Here is a 16,823-nt window from a genome sequence, read left to right on the forward strand (position 1 = left end):
TTACCGGTTCAGGGCGCCACGCAGCGTGGTGACCAGATCGGTCTGCTCCCAGGTGAAGTTGTCCAGAACCGGATCCGGCGCACGACCGAAATGGCCGTAAGCGGAGGTCGGAACATAGATCGGACGGTTCAGGCGCAGATGCTTGCGGATGCCGCGCGGGGACAGGTCCACAACTTCGTTAAGGATCGCACCCAGACGGGCTTCGTCCACGTCCTTGCCCGTGCCGTCGAGGTCAACATAGACCGAGAGCGGCTTGGACACGCCGATGGCGTAGCTGAGCTGGATCGTGCAGCGGTCGGCAAGGCCTGCGGCCACGACGTTCTTGGCGAGGTAACGTGCGGCATAGGCTGCCGAACGGTCCACCTTCGTGGGGTCCTTGCCGGAGAATGCGCCACCACCATGCGGGGCTGCGCCACCATAGGTATCGACGATGATCTTGCGACCCGTCAGGCCGGCGTCGCCGTCCGGTCCGCCGATGACGAAGTTGCCGGTCGGGTTCACGTAGAACTCGTCTTCCGGGCAGGTCCAGCCTTCCGGCAGGATGCCGTTGACCACGTCGCGCAGCGTCTCGCGGATCGTGTTCTGGCTCATGCCTTCGACATGCTGCGTGGAAATCACGACGGACGTGACGCCAACGGGCTTGCCATCGACATAACGCAGCGTGACCTGGCTCTTGGCGTCCGGCAGAAGGCCGACGCCACGGGCGTCACCGTTCTTGCGGTAATCGCGGATGCGCTCGAGGATCGTCTGCGCATAGAACAGCGGCGCAGGCATCAGGTGTTCGGTTTCGCGCGTGGCGTAGCCGAACATGATGCCCTGGTCACCAGCGCCCTCGTCCTTGTCGCTGCCGCTGTCAACGCCCTGGGCGATGTCGGCGGACTGTGCGTGCAGGTAGGAGGTGATGTCGGCCTTCTTCCAGGAAAAACCTTCCTGATCGTAGCCGATGTCCTTGATGGCTTCACGGGCACGGTCGATCAGCGTGTCCTCGACCTCTTTGGGGCCGCGGACTTCACCGGCCAGGATGACGCGGTTGGTGGTGACCAGCGTCTCACAGGCAACACGCGCTTCCGGATCGGCCTGCAGATAGGCGTCCAGAACGGTATCGGAAATGCGGTCCGCCACCTTGTCGGGATGGCCCTCGGAAACGGACTCGGACGTGAAAAGGAAATCGCCGTGATTGCGCACTCAGGGACCTCGCAGGGAATGAGTGGTGAGAAGGGCCACAGGGTGTCTTGGCAGACAGGCTGTGGCATTCAGGGAGGTGACGGCTTGGCGGAATTGGTCGCAAGGGTCAAGGGGCTGCATGGGGTCTGAACGCGGTTTTCTGCGGGAAAGTCCCGAAAACCGCCGTGAGATCACAAAAAAGAGAGCCGGCGCCCCCGTTTCATTTTTCAACGACACCGTCCATGCTGCGTTCGTGTTCCCGCGACCCTTGTTGCCCGTCATGGGCGCGGTCCCGGGAAAAACAGAGTTTGAGGCATTCGGAATGTCGAAGAAGTTTAACGGTAAAGTCTGTCTGGTCACCGGCGCGGGTGGCAATATCGGTCTTGCGACCGCCCTCCGTCTGGCAGAAGAAGGCACAGCCATCGCCCTTTTGGACATGAACCGCGAGGCCCTGGAAAAGGCGGAAGCCTCCGTCCGTGAAAAGGGCGTCGAGGCCCGCTCCTATGTCTGTGACGTCACGTCCGAAGAGGCCGTGACCGGGACCGTGGACGCCGTGGTCCGGGATTTCGGGAAGATCGACTTCCTGTTCAACAATGCCGGCTATCAGGGCGCCTTTGCCCCCGTGCAGGACTATCCGTCAGATGACTTCGCGCGCGTGCTGACGATCAACGTCACCGGTGCCTTCCACGTCCTCAAGGCCGTTTCGCGCCAGATGATCACGCAGAACTATGGCCGTGTGGTCAACACCGCCAGCATGGCCGGTGTGAAGGGACCGCCGAACATGGCCGCCTATGGTGCGTCCAAGGGCGCCATCATCGCCCTGACCGAAACCGCGGCGCTCGATCTCGCCCCCTACAACATCCGCGTGAACGCCATCAGTCCCGGCTACATGGGGCCCGGCTTCATGTGGGAGCGTCAGGTCGAGCTTCAGGCCAAGGTCGGAAGCCAGTATTTCTCCACCGATCCCAAGGTCGTGGCCCAGCAGATGATCGGCAGCGTCCCGATGCGCCGCTATGGCGATATCAACGAAATCCCCGGTGTGGTGGCGTTCCTGCTGGGGGATGATTCCAGCTTCATGACGGGGGTGAACCTGCCGATTGCTGGCGGTTGATCGGGGGGTGTCCGGGCTCTGCTCGGGCCCGGCAGGGATCTTGATCCCTGCACCCTGTTTTCGGTTAGCGTTTTAACGCGTCGGCCATTGTGTAGAGGCCGGCGGGGCGGCCCGCGAGCCATCTTGCGGCCAGCAGGGCGCCCCTTGCGAAGACCCTGCGGTCCAGCGCGCGGTGGGACAGGGTGATCTGCTCGTCCGCCGCCATCAGAACAAGATCGTGTTCGCCTATGATTTGGCCGCCGCGCAGGGAGGCGAATCCGATTGCCCCATCCGGACGGCGACCATTCTGGTCGGTCCGGGCCACGTCCTCGAGCCTGACCCCACGCCCTTCCGCTACAGCCCGGCCAATCGCCAGTGCCGTGCCGGACGGCGCGTCAAGTTTCTGGCGATGATGAACTTCCAGAATTTCCGCATCATAATCCGGCAGTCCCGCACCAAGCTGCCGCGCCAGTTCCAGAAACAGCGTCAGTGCCGGGGAGAAATTGGCGGCCTGAAGAACGGGAATATGCTGCGCCGCCGCGTTCACGGCATCCTGCGCGCCCTGATCGAGCCCCGTTGTTCCCAGAACCCAGGCGCATCCGGCCTGCGCGAAGGCTGCCGCATGGGCCGGAACGGTCGAAGCATGGCTGACATCGATCACCACATCGCAGCTTTTCGCGAGCGCGGCGGGATCAGTCGTGATGTTGCGCTGGGCGTCTGCGGTGCGCGAAAGGCCGCCGACGAGGGCGTCCCCGGCCTCTTCGGCGCAGAGCGTTCCAAGCCGGCCCGTAATGCCGGCAATACCAATACGGGGAGCGGAAATCAGGGTCATGGTCGGTCCATTAGAGCGGAAAAATCAGGTGTTGGCGTCAAGCCGGGCATCGAAACGGGCGCGGGCCGCCTCGATTTCGGGACGGTTGGACAGCGCCCACTGACCAAAGGCCTCGGTCAGGGTCCACAGCGATTCCCCGAGCGTTGTCAGTTCATAATCCACGCGCGGCGGAGTCGTCGGGGTGACGGTCCGCAGGACGAGACCGTCGCGCTCCAGATTGCGTAGGGTCAGGGTCAGCATCCGCTGTGAAATTCCGTCGATCGCGCGGCGCAGTTCGCTGAAACGGTGCGGCCCGCGCCCGAGCGACTTGACGATCAGGATGCTCCACTTGTCCGTCGTGCGCGCAAGGATGGAGCGGATGACGGCGCAGGCATCCCCGTTCTGCGAGCAGTCCAGAGGCGCTGTATCCGGCCCTGCGGACGACCTGGGAGGAGAAACGGTTTCACTGACGCGAACATCCATGTGCCTATGGCTCCGGAATGTGCCTTCTTGCGGCGGGGTTCAAAGGTTCCTTATCTGGTGCTGGTTACGATCAGGAACCGGAAAGATCAAAATGAAACTTCTCCACATCGATTCCAGCATCCTCGGTGACAGCTCCGCCAGCCGTCATGTCAGTGCCGCCGCTGTCGCCCAGTTCCGCAAGAAAGATCCGTCTGTCGAGGTCATCTCCCTCGACCTCGCCAGCGATCCGCTGCCGCATCTAGACGTCGAAGCGCTGTCCTGGCTCGGCAAGGACCTGACGCCGGATGTTTCGGGCCGTCCCGAACTGATCGCCGGCGCCAATGCCCTGAAGGACTTCAAGGCCGCGGACATCGTCGTCATTGGCGTGCCGATGTACAACCTGTCGATTCCCAGTCAGCTCAAGGCCTGGATCGACCGCATCATGGTGGCGGGCCAGACGTTCCGCTACACGTCCGGCGGCGGGATCGAAGGTCTGGCCAAGGGCAAGAAGGTCGTGCTCGCCGTGGCGCGTGGTGGCCTCTATGGCGAAGGCTCCCCGGCCGCGTCCTTCGAGCATCAGCTCAGCTATCTGAAATCCGTCTTCGCCATGATCGGTATCACGGATCTCACCGTGATCGAGGCCGAGGGCCTGGCCACGAATGGTGGCGCCGACCGTGCCCGCATCCTGTCGGACGCGGAGCAGAAGGCCGGCGCGCTTTAATCAGCCCTTTTGGTCAGTCCGTCACGCCAGTATCCGGTCCGAACGTCTCGTAACGCAGGCGCTCGGCCGGAACGCCGGCTGCCGGCAGGCCGTGCACCATGTCACGCATGAAGCCTGTCGGACCACACAGATAGGTCGAAACCCCGCCGGGCAGCTGCTCGGCCACCCAGGCGGCGGTCGGGCGACCGTCTTTCTCCGTCAGGCGCGTGACCACCCGGATGCGCCCTCCCGAATTGTGGGACAGTTCCACCAGACGCTCCGCAAACGGTGCGGTCTCGGCAGAATGGGCGATCTGTACGACATGAACAGGCGTCGTGACGCCCGGCTGGGCCAGTGCTTCCAGCATCCCGATCATCGGCGTAATGCCGATCCCGGCACAGACGAACGCCAGCGGTCCTTCGACCTTTTCGGGTAGCAGGAAATTGCCGGCAGGCGGTGACAGCAGGACGTCCGTCCCTTCACATTTCCCGCTGTTCAGCCAGCTCGAAACGGCACCGTTCGAAACATGTCGCACGCTGATGCGATAGCCCTTCCGGTTCGGGCTGCATGTGATGCTGTAATTGCGGCGCGTGCGTCCATGGCCCGGAATATCCAGATCAACGCCCAGATACTGCCCCGGAATGGCGCTGATGACCGGCTTGCCATCCACAGGCTCCAGCTCAAGCGACGTGACATTCGCACATTCCGGCACGGCGCGGACAATGCGGAACGGACGCCAGCCGGTCCAGCCGCCTTCGGCATGGGCGCTGCTGTCATAAAGCTGGTGCTCGCGGCCGATCAGGATATCCGCCAGCGCCCAGTAGGCTTTGCCCCAGGCGTCGAGGATTTCCGGCGTTGCCGCATCCCCCAGAACGGCCGAAATCGCGCCGAGCAGGGCCGTGGCGACATGCGGATAATGCTCCGGCTGGATTTCAAGGCTGGCATGTTTCTGCGCGATCCGTTCGACCGCACCGCCCATCACACCCAGATTGTCGATGTTCTTTGCATAAGCCAGCACAGCCATGGCCAGCGCACGGGGCTGCGTGCCGGTGGACTGGTGCGTCGGGTCGAACATTTCCTCAATCGCGGGATCGGCCAGCAGGCGGTGGTACATTTCGGACGTGATCGTCACGCCATGGGCTTCGAGCGCCGGGATGGTCGCCTTGATGATGGCGATGGTCTCGGGCGTGAGGCTGCGGTCGGCGGAAGTGGACATGAGCGGTCCCCTTAAAGGTGCATTTGAAATACATCTTTAAAAACGTGACCTGCGCCTGTCAATCTGGCAGAGGAGTCGTCATGCGCCTGACACTGCATACCGATTACGCCCTGCGCGTGCTGATCCATCTTGGGGTCCACACCTCACGCCGCGTCTCCATCCGCGAGATCGCGCAGGCCTATCGCATTTCCGAAAACCATCTGGTGAAGGTCGTGCACCGTCTGGGGCAGGGCGGTTTCGTCACCACCGTCCGCGGACGCGGTGGCGGCCTGGAACTCGCGCGCCCGGCTGAGGAGATCAATGTGGGCGCGGTCGTCCGCTTCACCGAAGACGACATGACGCTGGTGGACTGCGAAGGCCGAAACAGCACGGACGGCCGACCCTGCGTTCTGTCCCCGGCCTGCGTGTTGCGCGGCGTGCTGGGCGATGCGTTGGGCGCGTTTCTGGCGGTGCTGGACCGCTATACGCTCGCCGATCTGCTGACAGGTCGTGAGGCCGCCCTTCTGGGGCTGAGTGTTCCGGAAAACTGACATTTCCGGAATGTGAATGGACCCTTCTGCGCGCCCGTGCGTCATTTCGGATGAACGCAAAAACAGGCACAGATCCGAGGAGCCTTTCATGAGCAAGCAGAATTTCCGCAGTATCCTGACCGGATCGTTCTCGACGCCCTGCGATGACAACCCCACCGTCGCCATGATCGAGGCCGCCTACCGGCATCACGACATTGACGCGCGTTACATCAACTGTGACGTCAAGGCGGAGAACCTGAAAGACGCGGTTGCTGGTGCGCGGGCCATGGAATGGGTCGGGTTCAACTGCTCCCTGCCGCACAAGGTCGCGGTGATCGAACATCTGGACGAACTGGCAGAGTCTGCGCGGATTATCGGCGCGGTGAACTGTGTTTCCATCCGCAAAGGGCGCCTGATCGGCGATAACACCGACGGAAAGGGTTTTCTGGCGTCCCTGAAACAGGTCGCGGACCCGTCCGGAAAGAAGGTCCTGCTTTTGGGCGCGGGTGGGGCTGCGCGTGCCATCGCCGTGGAACTGGGGCTCGCTTCTGCTGCTCACATCACGGTCATGAACCGCGATCCGAAGAAGGCGGAAACCATTGCCGCATTGGTGCGGGACAACACGTCGGCCAAGGCGGACGTTCAGGCATGGGATGGTGAAGCCGGCGTGCCGGACGATGTGGACATCCTGATCAACGCCACGTCCATCGGTCTGGGCGATGCCGATGCCATGCCGCCGCTCAAGATCGAGACCCTGCGCAAGGGGCTGATCGTCGCCGATGTCATTCCCAACCCGCCCAGAACCCGTCTGCTGCGGGAAGCAGAGAACAGGGGCTGCACCGTGCTGGACGGGCTGGGCATGCTGGTCAATCAGGGCGTCATCGGCGTGGAGCACTGGCTGGGCAAGACGCTGGATGCCGGGGTGATGGAAAAGACCCTGAAAGATATTTTCGGCGCGGCCTGACATGAAAAAACCCGGTGTCTCCGAAGAGAGCACCGGGCTTTTTGCAGAGCTGAAAGATCAGCGGCCTTCGAAGAAGTCGCGGACCTTGGCGAAGAAGCCGCTGTTTTCGGGGCTGCCCTTGGCGTGGTCGTCCCCGGCTTCCTTCTCGAACTCTTCGAGAAGTTCGCGCTGGCGCTTCGTTAGATGGCTCGGCGTTTCGACCGAGACCTGGATGTACATGTCCCCACGGGCCGAGGAGCGCAGGACCGAGAAGCCTTTGCCGCGCAAACGGAATGTCTCGCCCGTCTGCGTCCCCGCAGGAATACGGACCTTGCTGCGGCCACCATCCACAACCGGAACCTCGACTTCCGTGCCAAGAGCCGCCTGCGTCATGCGTAGCGGAACACGGCAGTAGATGTTCGATCCGTCGCGCTGGAAGATGTCATGCGACAGGACGGAGATGTGAACGTACAGGTCGCCCGGCTGCACGCCTTCACCACCGGCCTCGCCCTTACCAGCCATGCGGATGCGGGTGCCATCCTCGACGCCTGCCGGGATGTCGATGCTGATGGTTTCCGTCTTCGCTTCCGTGCCCGTGCCGTGACAGACCTTGCACGGATTGGCGACGGTACGACCCGAACCATGACAGGTCGGGCAGGGGCGCTCGACGAGGAAGAAGCCCTGCTGCGCACGAACCTTGCCCGCACCGTGACACGTCGGGCAGGTGCTGCTGCCAGCCTTCGGATCGGCCGAGCCCGACCCATGACACGCTTCACACGTCACGCGCGTCCGGACTTCGACGTCCTTCGTCACGCCCGTGAAGGCTTCCATCAGCGTGATCTCGACCTGAACCTGGACATCCGCCCCGGTCCGGCGTCCCCCACCGCGCCGGCCACCCATCATGTCGCCGAACATCTGGTCGAAGATGTCACCCAGACCGCCCGCACCGGCAAAGCCACCACCGAAGCCGCCGCCCATTCCGCCCATGCCGCCTTCAAAGGCGTCATGGCCGTAACGGTCATAGGCTGCACGCTTCTGTTCGTCCTTCAGGACGTCATAGGCTTCATTGATTTCCTTGAACTTCTGCTCGGCGGCGTCATCACCCGGATTACGGTCAGGATGGTACCGCATGGCCTGTTTGCGGAAGGCTTTCTTCAGCTCGTCGGGCGAGGCCGTGCGGGAGACTTCAAGGGATTCGTAATAGTCGATTCTGGTGGCCATGTTCGGTCCTTGGGGCGGTCCTGAAGGCGGTCCCTGTGGAGGGCCGGAAAACAAGAATGGCGCCCACCCCCTTGCGGGAACGGGCGCCCTCGGAAAACAGGGTCAGACGGAGCATTCAGCTCCGTCTGCGGAAGTCACCCGATCAGTGCTTCTTGCTGTCGTCTTCGAGGTCTTCGAAGTCGGCATCAACGACGTTTTCGTCTTTCTTCTCGCCTTCCGGCGCAGCGCCACCTTCAGCGCCCTGACCAGCCTGGTACACAGCCTGACCAACCTTCATGGCAGCCTGCGTCAGCTTCTCGCTGGCAGCCTTCAGGGCGTCGAGGTTTTCGCCCCCCAGAGCTTCGCGGGCCTCGGCGATCGCAGCTTCAGCTTCGGACTTGTCAGCCGCCGGAACCTTGTCGCCACCTTCGGTGATGGACTTCTCGGTCTGGTGGATGAGGCTTTCCGTGCTGTTGCGCAGCTCGACCAGTTCGCGCTTGGCCTTGTCGGCAGAAGCATTGGCTTCGGCGTCCTTGACCATGCGGTCGATGTCGGCATCAGACAGACCACCAGACGCCTGGATCTTGATCTGCTGTTCCTTGTTCGTGGCCTTGTCCTTGGCGGACACGTTCACGATACCGTTGGCGTCGATGTCGAAGGTGACTTCGATCTGCGGCACGCCACGCGGCGCCGGAGCAATGCCCTGCAGGTCGAAGTTGCCCAGCAGCTTGTTGTCAGCCGCCATCTCACGCTCGCCCTGATAGACCTTGATGGTTACGGCGTTCTGGTTGTCTTCAGCCGTGGAGAAGGTCTGGCTCTTCTTGGTCGGGATCGTCGTGTTGCGGTCGATCAGACGGGTGAACACGCCACCCAGCGTCTCGATACCCAGCGACAGCGGCGTCACGTCGAGGAGCAGGACGTCCTTGACGTCACCCTTCAGGACAGCGCCCTGAACGGCGGCACCGATGGCGACCACTTCGTCAGGATTGACGTTGCGTGCCGGATCCTTGCCGAAGAATTCCTTAACCGTCTCGATGACCTTCGGCATACGGGTCATGCCGCCGACCAGGATGACTTCGTCGATCTCGTTGGCGGAGACGGACGCGTCTTTGATGGCTGCACGGCACGGGCCGAGCGTACGCTGGATCAGGTCATCGACCAGGCTCTCCAGCTTGGCGCGGGACAGCTTGACGACGAGGTGCTTCGGACCGGAAGCGTCAGCCGTGATGAACGGCAGGTTGATCTCGGTCTCCTTGGAGGAGGATAGCTCGATCTTGGCCTTCTCGGCGGCTTCCTTCAGACGCTGCAGGGCGAGCTTGTCACCACGCAGGTCGATGCCCTGGTCCTTCTTGAACTCGTCGGCCAGGAACCCGATGATGCGGTTGTCGAAGTCTTCACCACCCAGGAACGTATCACCGTTCGTGGACTTCACTTCAATCACGCCGTCGGAGATCTCGAGGATGGAGACGTCGAACGTACCACCACCAAGGTCATACACGGCCACCGTGCCGGAATCGCGCTTGCCAAGGCCATAGGCGAGGGCTGCTGCGGTCGGCTCGTTGATGATGCGCAGGACTTCGAGGCCGGCGATCTTGCCGGCGTCACGGGTGGCCTGACGCTGGGCGTCGTTGAAGTAGGCCGGGACCGTGATGACAGCCTGGGAGACGGTCTCGCCAAGATAGCTCTCGGCGGTTTCCTTCATCTTGCCCAGAACATAGGCTGCGATCTGCGACGGAGCATACTTCTCGCCACGTGCCTCGACCCATGCGTCGCCGTTGTCGCCACGGACGATGGCGTACGGCACCATCTCCTTGTCCTTCTGGACGGTCGGATCGTCGTAACGACGGCCGATCAGGCGCTTGACGGCATAAAGGGTGTTGGCCGGGTTGGTGACGGCCTGACGCTTCGCGGCCTGTCCGACGAGACGCTCACCGTTGTCGGTGAAGGCGACCATGGACGGCGTCGTGCGGGCGCCTTCGCTGTTTTCGATGACCTTGGTTTCGTCACCCTCGCGTACTGCGACGCAGGAGTTGGTGGTACCAAGGTCAATGCCAATGACTTTGCTCATGTAATATCAGTCCTCTCAGCGGTCCGTCCCGGCCCTGTGAGGCACCGGATCGGACCCTATTGACGTATCCAGACCCTCACGGGCCTGTGTTCCGACTACTGATCTAGGCAACGCCGCAAGGTGTTTCAAGCACTTGGACGACACATTTCGTCGAGAATGTTCGCTTCACGGGGCCTGAAGGGGAAGATGGCTGTTTCCGATATGGACATCGCCCTCTAGTAAGGTTGGGCCTTCCGCTTTGCCTGCCAATGGGACAGTCTTCAGACAGCCATGCCGAATCATCCTTACTTTCGTGCCACGCTGATGGCTGCCCTGGCCATTTTCTCCGCAACCGGCCTCTCCGCCTGTGGTCCGATGGGGCCCGGAAAACTGCGGAACGACCAGCTCGAATACTCCCGTGCGCTGGGGGATACCCAGAAGCACGAGATGCTGCTGAACATCGTCCGGCTGCGTTACGCCGATCCGCCGACATTCCTGGATACGACGCAGGTGATTGCGGGCTACAGCGTTTCCAAGAGCATCAGCGGCGGCTTTTACGCCTATCCGGCGACGGCGGTCGGGAACTACCTGTTCGGCACGGGAACCATGTCCCTGGGGGAGAACCCGACTTTCACCTACCAGCCGGTGACGGGGCAGCAATATGCCGAGAACGTGGTCCGGCCGATCTCGCCGACGGTCATCATGCCGCTCAGCCTTGGTGGCCTGCCGATCGATACGCTGCTGCGTCTGACCGCACAGTCCATCGACGGCCTGTCCAATGTCCGTGGGCTTGGTGCGGGCCCATTCGGTGGCGGGTCGGTGCGGTTCTATCTGCTCCTGCATGACCTGCGACAGCTCCAGATCCAGGGGGCCATGACCATCCGGATCACGAGCGAGAATCCTACCCCGCCGGATAGCAAGAAAAACGGCGGCAAGTCCGACAGTAATGGCAACGGGGGAAGCAGCACGGGCGCCGAGCGCTCCTATCTGGTCCTGACCTCGACTTCGGACAGCAACCTTCTGGCGATTCAGGCAGAGGTGCGCCGGCTCCTGCATCTCGACCCGGGAGCCGAGGAAGCCGAAATCGTCTATGGCCCGTATCCCAAGCATCCCGGCAAGCAGATCGCGATCCTGACGCGCTCCATGCTCGCGATGCTGACGCAACTCGCCTACGAGGTCGAGGTGCCGGAAGACGACATCAAGAGCGGCCGTACGCCCCCCACGATCGGACAGGTCGGGATCGAGAACCGCCCGGAAGTTGTGATCCATTCGAGCCGGGAAGAGCCGGACACCCGCTATGCCGCGGTCAGTTATAACAACACCTGGTTCTGGATCAGTGATCGCGATTTCCAGAGCAAACTGGCGTTTACGATGGTGCAGGTTCTCGCCGCCCTTGCCGCAACGAACCATACGGCAGGGGCGGTCGTAACAATCCCGGCCGGGTAATAAAGGTAACGCGTATTTGAATTTATTGAAATGAAACCGTGTTATCACACGTTTTTGTTAGAATTATATTCAACAATATTGAAAAAGAACCGTAGCTTTCCGGAAAATCTGGACTTACCGTCCGGACTTTCAGTTCTGGAGGCTTTCACCAATGCCGAATACTTATGGCAGCAGAACCCTGACCGAGTGGCTCACACTGGTCCTAGGGGTTGTCATCATTCTGGTGGGGCTGTTCTTCGTGATCGCCGGGGCCGACCTCGCGATGCTGGGCGGCTCTGTCTATTACGTCATCTGTGGCATCCCGCTGGTTGCTGGCGGTGTTTTCATGCTTATGGGGCGGACGCTGGGCGCATTCCTGTATCTGGGGGCGCTGGCCTACACGTGGATCTGGTCCCTGTGGGAAGTGGGTTTCAGCCCGGTTGACCTTCTGCCGCGCGATTTCGGCCCGACGCTGCTGGGCATCCTTGTCGCCCTCACCATCCCGGTTCTTCGCCGGATGGAAACCCGCCGCACCCTGAGGGAAACCGTCTGATGCGCAGATCCCATCTTCTCGCCACCGTTGCCTGTGCCACGCTGGCCTGCGCTCCGCTGGCTGCCAATGCCCAGTTCGCTCCCGCAGGCAGTGGCGGTGCGCCAACCTCCACCGTGCCGGGTCCCGGCAATGGTAGCAGCAATTCCTTCGAGCCGACCGAGAACACGCCGGCTGCGAAGAGCCGCTTTTCCGGCCCGTCCCCCTATGCGCCCCAGGCGCCGGGTGTGAACGCGGCTAACCTGCCGGATATCGGGTCCATGGATCCGAACGATGTTCCGCAGATGGCCCCGCAGCAGAGTGCCAGCCCCGCCTCCGGAGACTGGGCCGCCTACGGCCATGACGACAGCCAGATGCGCTATTCGCCCCTGTCAGAGATCACGCCGCAGAACGCCGATCAGCTCAAGGTCGCTTTCGTCTATCACACCGGCAGCTATCCGCGTCCGGGCCAGACGAACAAATGGGCTGCCGAAACCACCCCGATCAAGGTAGGTGACGGCCTCTACATGTGCTCCGCACAGAACGACATCATGAAGCTCGACCCGGCGACGGGTAAGGAGATCTGGCGTCACAACATCAACGAGAAATACGAAGCCATCCCCTACACCGCAGCGTGCAAGGGCGTGACGTATTTCACGTCGTCGCAGGTGCCTGAGGGCCAGCCCTGCCATAACCGTATCCTTGAAGGCACGCTCGACATGCGCCTGATCGCGGTCGATGCCGCGACCGGCAATCTGTGCGAGGGCTTCGGCAATGGCGGCCAGGTCAACCTGATGCAGGGTCTTGGCGAATCCGTTCCGGGCTTCGTCTCCATGACGACGCCGCCGCCGATCGTGAACGGTGTAGTCGTGGTCAACCACGAGGTTCTCGACGGTCAGCGGCGCTGGGCCCCGTCGGGTGTGATCCGTGGCTATGATGCCGAGAGCGGCAAGTTCCTGTGGGCCTGGGACGTGAACCGCCCCGATGACCACAGCCAGCCGACCGGCAACAACCATTACAGCCGCGGTACGCCGAACTCCTGGGCTGCGATGACCGGCGACAATGCGCTGGGTCTCGTCTACGTCCCGACCGGAAACTCGGCTTCCGACTACTACAGTGCCCTGCGCAGCGATGCCGAAAACAAGGTCTCGTCCGCAGTTGTCGCGCTCGACGTAAAGACGGGTTCCCCTCGCTGGGTCTTCCAGACGGCGCACAAGGACGTCTGGGACTATGATATCGGCTCGCAGGCCACGCTCATGGACATGCCCGGCCAGGATGGCCAGCCTGTCCCCGCACTCATCATGCCGACCAAGCGCGGCCAGACCTTCGTGCTCGACCGTCGTGACGGCAAGCCGATCCTGCCGGTCGAAGAGCGTCCCGCTCCGTCGCCGGGTGTGATCCCGGGCGATCCGCGTTCGCCGACGCAGCCCTGGTCCACGGGAATGCCGGCCCTGCGCGTGCCGGACCTGAAAGAGACGGATATGTGGGGCATGTCCCCCATCGATCAGCTCTTCTGCCGTATAAAGTTCCGTCGTGCGAACTATACGGGTGAGTTCACGCCGCCGAGCGTCGACAAGCCCTGGATCGAATATCCGGGCTATAACGGCGGCAGCGACTGGGGCTCCGTGTCCTATGACCCGCAGAGCGGCATCCTGATTGCGAACTGGAACATCACCCCGATGTACGACCAGCTCGTGACCCGCAAGAAGGCCGACGAACTTGGCCTGATGCCGATCGATGACCCGAACTACAAGCCGGGTGGCGGTGGCGCCGAAGGTAACGGCGCCATGGACGGCACGCCTTACGGTATCGTCGTGACCCCGTTCTGGGATCAGTACACGGGCATGATGTGCAACCGTCCGCCCTATGGCATGATCACGGCCATCGACATGAAGCATGGCCAGAAGGTGCTGTGGCAGCATCCGCTGGGAACGGCTCGTGCCAACGGTCCGTGGGGCCTGCCGACCGGGCTTCCCTGGGAAATCGGTACGCCGAATAATGGTGGCTCGGTTGTGACGGCCGGTGGCGTGGTGTTCATCGCGGCAGCTACGGATAATCAGATCCGTGCCATCGACGAGCACACGGGCAAGGTGGTCTGGAGCGCGGTCCTGCCGGGCGGCGGTCAGGCCAACCCGATGACCTACGAGGCCAATGGTCATCAGTACGTCGCCATCATGGCGGGTGGTCATCACTTCATGATGACGCCGGTCAGCGATCAGCTGGTCGTCTACGCCCTGCCCGATCACAAGGGCTGAGAACGCGGGGGCTGAGGCCTCCGGATGACGGAAGGGGTGGTTTTCGTGCCGGAAATGGCACGGAGACCACCCCTTTGTCGTTTCCGGGGCCGTTTTTTCCATTTTTCGGGTGGGAAGCGCCTCCAGACCCGGCTACAGGCTGTTTTCGTTCACAAAACTCTTCCCGGAACAGGCCACCTCCGACCATCATGACCGATCGCTCTCCCGTCATCCTTCAGGTTCTTCCGGCGCTGGGCACCGGCGGGCTGGAGCGCGGGGCTGTCGAGATTGCCGCGGCAATCACCCAAGGGGGCGGTACGGCGCTGGTCGCCTCCCGCCCCGGCCGGCTGTTGGTGCAGCTCCGTCATGCCGGTGCGCGGCATATCGAGCTTGATCTGAAGAAGAAATCCCCTGTCGCCGTGCTGCGCCGGGCGCGGGATCTTCAGGCCATCATCCGCAGGGAAGGCGTGGATCTGGTCCATGCCCGCTCGCGGATTCCGGCCTGGGCCGCGTGGATCGCCTGCCGCCGGGAAAACATCCCGCTCGTGACGACATGGCATGGCGTGCATGAGGCGAAATGGCGGGGCAAGAAGCTCTATAATTCCGTGCTGGCGCGCGGCACCCGGGTCATTGCGATTTCGGAGTTCATCGCCCGGCGCCTGCGCAGCGAATACGCCGTGCCGGAGAGCCGTCTGCGCGTCATTCCGCGCGGGGCCGATCTGCGGGAGTTCACGCCCGGCACGATCTCCGGCGAACGCGTGCAGAAACTGGCCGAGGCCTGGCGCGTGCCTGTCGAGGCAAGGATCATCCTCATGCCGGCGCGGCTGACGGCATGGAAAGGGCAGGGCGTTCTGATCGAGGCGCTGGGTCTACTGCGCTCGCAGAAGGGGACAGGCTGGATCTGCGTTCTGGCGGGCCCGGAGAACGACCGGAAATTTTCCCGAAAGTTGCAACAGCGCGTGCGGGAACTCGGCCTTGAGGAGCATGTCCGCTTCGCCGGAACCTGCACGGATATGCCGGTCGCCTGCGAACTGGCGAGCGTTGTCGTGGCCCCCTCGCTCCGGCCGGAGCCGTTTGGACGCACACTGGTGGAAGCGCAGATGATGGGTCGCCCCGTGATCGGCACGGCACAGGGGGCCATGATGGAGACGATCCTGCCCGGCGAGACGGGTCTGGTTGTGCCTCCCGATGATCCGCAAGCCCTGGCGGACGCGCTGAAAAGCGTTCTGGAAACGGATGATGACGCACTGGACTGGCTGGCGGAAAAGGCCCGGGCCCATGCCGTCGCCAACTATACGACAACGCTGATGCAGGCCCGCACGCTGGGTGTGTATGACGAACTTCTGGGCACCCGTCTGCGGGAGACATTCGAGGAATACAGCCATGACCAGTAAGGACGCAAAACCGACAGAGCAGATCGTCCGTGACCGCGCGGCGGCGGCAAAGGAAGAGCGGGAAAGCCGTGAGGCCAAGGCGCTCCGGGCCAATCTGATGCGCCGCAAACAGCAGCAGCGTGCGCGGCCGCAGGACGACGCTGGCTCATCCTCTACCGATGATCGCTAGAGAGTCTGTGAAGCGCAGCTTTCCCCTCCCTTCGCCGCAGGAACTGGCGCTGACGGGCGTGACGGTGCTGTGGGGCGGGACGTTTCTCGTGCTGCACATCGCCATGCAGCACTGCGGGCCAGGCTTTTTCGTTTTTGTCCGTTTCATGATGGCGGCGGTGTTCGTCGGGCTGCTGGCCGGGCGGAAACTGCTGGATTTCAACTGGCGGGAAGTCCGGGCCGGGGCGCTGATCGGAGTCGCCCTGGCGACCGGCTATGTGTTGCAGAGCGCGGGCCTGCGGGACATCACCAGCAGCCGTTCCGCCTTCATCACGGCGCTTTATGTGCCGCTGGTGCCGATCTTCCAGTGGGCCTTCCTGCGCAAGCCGCCACATCTGATGAGCTGGCTCGGGATTGCGCTGGCGTTTGCCGGTCTGGTCTGTCTGGCGGGACCAGCGGCGCTGTCGCTGTCCTTCGGGCGCGGGGACCTGCTGACGCTGTTTGCGGCCATCGCCATCGCGGTCGAGATCGTGCTGATCAGCCTCTATGCCCGGGGTGTGGACAGTCTGCGCGTGACGGTCATGCAGCTTCTGGCCGGGAGTCTTTTCGCCGGGCTGATGGTCCCGGTTTCGGGGGAGGCGCTCCCGGCGTTCTCATGGGTCTGGTTCGGCTGTGCGCTGGCGCTCGGTGGCCTGAGCGCTCTGGTGCAGGTCGTGATGAACTGGGCGCAGAAATCCGTCGCGCCGACCAAGGCCGCGGTGATCTATGCCGGAGAGCCGGTCTGGGGTGGTCTTGTCGGCTGGCTGGCGGGCGACAGCCTGCCCCCGGCGACCCTGCTGGGAGCTATGCTGATCGTGGGCGGCGTGCTGACCAGTGAACTGCGCCCACAGTGGCTGGAGCGGCTACTGGGACGTGTGCCACAGACCCTCACGAAAAATGACTGACCCGACAC

The 16,823-nt window shown here is 62.9% G+C and carries 16 protein-coding genes; 10 read left to right on the forward strand and 6 right to left on the reverse strand.

Annotation, left to right across the window (positions count from 1 at the left end; genetic code table 11):
- Positions 1 to 1,185: a methionine adenosyltransferase gene (metK, locus tag HKD27_RS03875; protein ID WP_194259740.1), complete on the reverse strand. Its 1,185-nt coding sequence runs from the start codon at positions 1,183 to 1,185 to the stop codon at positions 1 to 3.
- 301 nt (positions 1,186 to 1,486) lie between these two features.
- Between metK and HKD27_RS03880 the strand changes: the two genes are divergently transcribed.
- Positions 1,487 to 2,275, forward strand: a complete 789-nt coding sequence (locus tag HKD27_RS03880) for an SDR family NAD(P)-dependent oxidoreductase (RefSeq protein ID WP_194688409.1) — start codon at positions 1,487 to 1,489, stop codon at positions 2,273 to 2,275.
- A 64-nt stretch (positions 2,276 to 2,339) separates the two neighbouring features.
- Here HKD27_RS03880 and dapB read toward each other — a convergent pair whose 3' ends face one another.
- Both dapB and HKD27_RS03890 read right to left on the reverse strand, forming a co-directional pair.
- Complete coding sequence (gene dapB / locus HKD27_RS03885; RefSeq protein WP_194688408.1) at positions 2,340 to 3,086, reverse strand: 4-hydroxy-tetrahydrodipicolinate reductase; 747 nt, start codon at positions 3,084 to 3,086, stop codon at positions 2,340 to 2,342.
- Positions 3,087 to 3,110: 24 nt separating this feature from the next.
- Positions 3,111 to 3,548, reverse strand: coding sequence for a helix-turn-helix domain-containing protein (locus tag HKD27_RS03890; protein WP_228518287.1), 438 nt, complete (start codon positions 3,546 to 3,548; stop codon positions 3,111 to 3,113).
- A gap of 91 nt (positions 3,549 to 3,639) precedes the next feature.
- On the opposite strand from HKD27_RS03890, the gene HKD27_RS03895 reads away from it, so the two are divergent.
- Complete coding sequence (locus tag HKD27_RS03895) at positions 3,640 to 4,248, forward strand: FMN-dependent NADH-azoreductase (protein ID WP_194688407.1); 609 nt, start codon at positions 3,640 to 3,642, stop codon at positions 4,246 to 4,248.
- A gap of 13 nt (positions 4,249 to 4,261) precedes the next feature.
- Here HKD27_RS03895 and HKD27_RS03900 read toward each other — a convergent pair whose 3' ends face one another.
- Positions 4,262 to 5,443, reverse strand: a complete 1,182-nt coding sequence (locus HKD27_RS03900) for a globin domain-containing protein (RefSeq protein WP_194688406.1) — start codon at positions 5,441 to 5,443, stop codon at positions 4,262 to 4,264.
- Between the two features lie 80 nt (positions 5,444 to 5,523).
- On the opposite strand from HKD27_RS03900, the gene HKD27_RS03905 reads away from it, so the two are divergent.
- Complete coding sequence (locus HKD27_RS03905; protein ID WP_194688405.1) at positions 5,524 to 5,973, forward strand: Rrf2 family transcriptional regulator; 450 nt, start codon at positions 5,524 to 5,526, stop codon at positions 5,971 to 5,973.
- Between the two features lie 88 nt (positions 5,974 to 6,061).
- Complete coding sequence (gene aroE / locus HKD27_RS03910) at positions 6,062 to 6,916, forward strand: shikimate dehydrogenase (RefSeq protein WP_194688404.1); 855 nt, start codon at positions 6,062 to 6,064, stop codon at positions 6,914 to 6,916.
- 57 nt (positions 6,917 to 6,973) lie between these two features.
- Here aroE and dnaJ read toward each other — a convergent pair whose 3' ends face one another.
- Positions 6,974 to 8,116 carry a molecular chaperone DnaJ gene (gene dnaJ / locus HKD27_RS03915; protein WP_062496577.1) on the reverse strand — a complete coding sequence of 381 codons (1,143 nt, stop codon included), beginning with the start codon at positions 8,114 to 8,116 and terminating at the stop codon, positions 6,974 to 6,976.
- Positions 8,117 to 8,258: 142 nt separating this feature from the next.
- Positions 8,259 to 10,163 carry a molecular chaperone DnaK gene (dnaK, locus tag HKD27_RS03920; protein ID WP_062496578.1) on the reverse strand — a complete coding sequence of 635 codons (1,905 nt, stop codon included), beginning with the start codon at positions 10,161 to 10,163 and terminating at the stop codon, positions 8,259 to 8,261.
- 270 nt (positions 10,164 to 10,433) lie between these two features.
- On the opposite strand from dnaK, the gene HKD27_RS03925 reads away from it, so the two are divergent.
- The 6 genes from HKD27_RS03925 (at position 10,434) to HKD27_RS03950 (ending at position 16,815) form a co-directional block, all read left to right on the forward strand.
- On the forward strand, positions 10,434 to 11,588 hold the full coding sequence (locus tag HKD27_RS03925; protein ID WP_194264003.1) for a hypothetical protein: 1,155 nt from the start codon (positions 10,434 to 10,436) through the stop codon (positions 11,586 to 11,588).
- Positions 11,589 to 11,739: 151 nt separating this feature from the next.
- A complete protein-coding gene (locus tag HKD27_RS03930; RefSeq protein WP_194688403.1) occupies positions 11,740 to 12,120 on the forward strand; it encodes a glycerol dehydrogenase in 381 nt (126 codons plus the stop codon).
- Positions 12,120 to 14,351 carry a pyrroloquinoline quinone-dependent dehydrogenase gene (locus HKD27_RS03935; protein WP_062496582.1) on the forward strand — a complete coding sequence of 744 codons (2,232 nt, stop codon included), beginning with the start codon at positions 12,120 to 12,122 and terminating at the stop codon, positions 14,349 to 14,351. Before HKD27_RS03930 ends, HKD27_RS03935 begins: the two co-directional genes overlap by 1 nt.
- 188 nt (positions 14,352 to 14,539) lie before the next feature.
- Positions 14,540 to 15,724 (forward strand): glycosyltransferase family 4 protein, encoded by a 1,185-nt coding sequence (locus HKD27_RS03940; RefSeq protein WP_194688402.1) that lies wholly within the window; start codon positions 14,540 to 14,542, stop codon positions 15,722 to 15,724.
- Entirely contained in the window at positions 15,714 to 15,893 is a 180-nt protein-coding gene (locus HKD27_RS03945; protein ID WP_194688401.1) for a hypothetical protein, read from the forward strand. Before HKD27_RS03940 ends, HKD27_RS03945 begins: the two co-directional genes overlap by 11 nt.
- Positions 15,883 to 16,815 (forward strand): DMT family transporter, encoded by a 933-nt coding sequence (locus HKD27_RS03950; RefSeq protein ID WP_194688400.1) that lies wholly within the window; start codon positions 15,883 to 15,885, stop codon positions 16,813 to 16,815. The genes HKD27_RS03945 and HKD27_RS03950 overlap by 11 nt, the downstream gene beginning before the upstream one ends.
- Positions 16,816 to 16,823 lie beyond the last annotated feature (8 nt).

The organism is Gluconobacter sp. R75690, from assembly GCF_015244525.1.
GTDB lineage: Bacteria > Pseudomonadota > Alphaproteobacteria > Acetobacterales > Acetobacteraceae > Gluconobacter > Gluconobacter potus.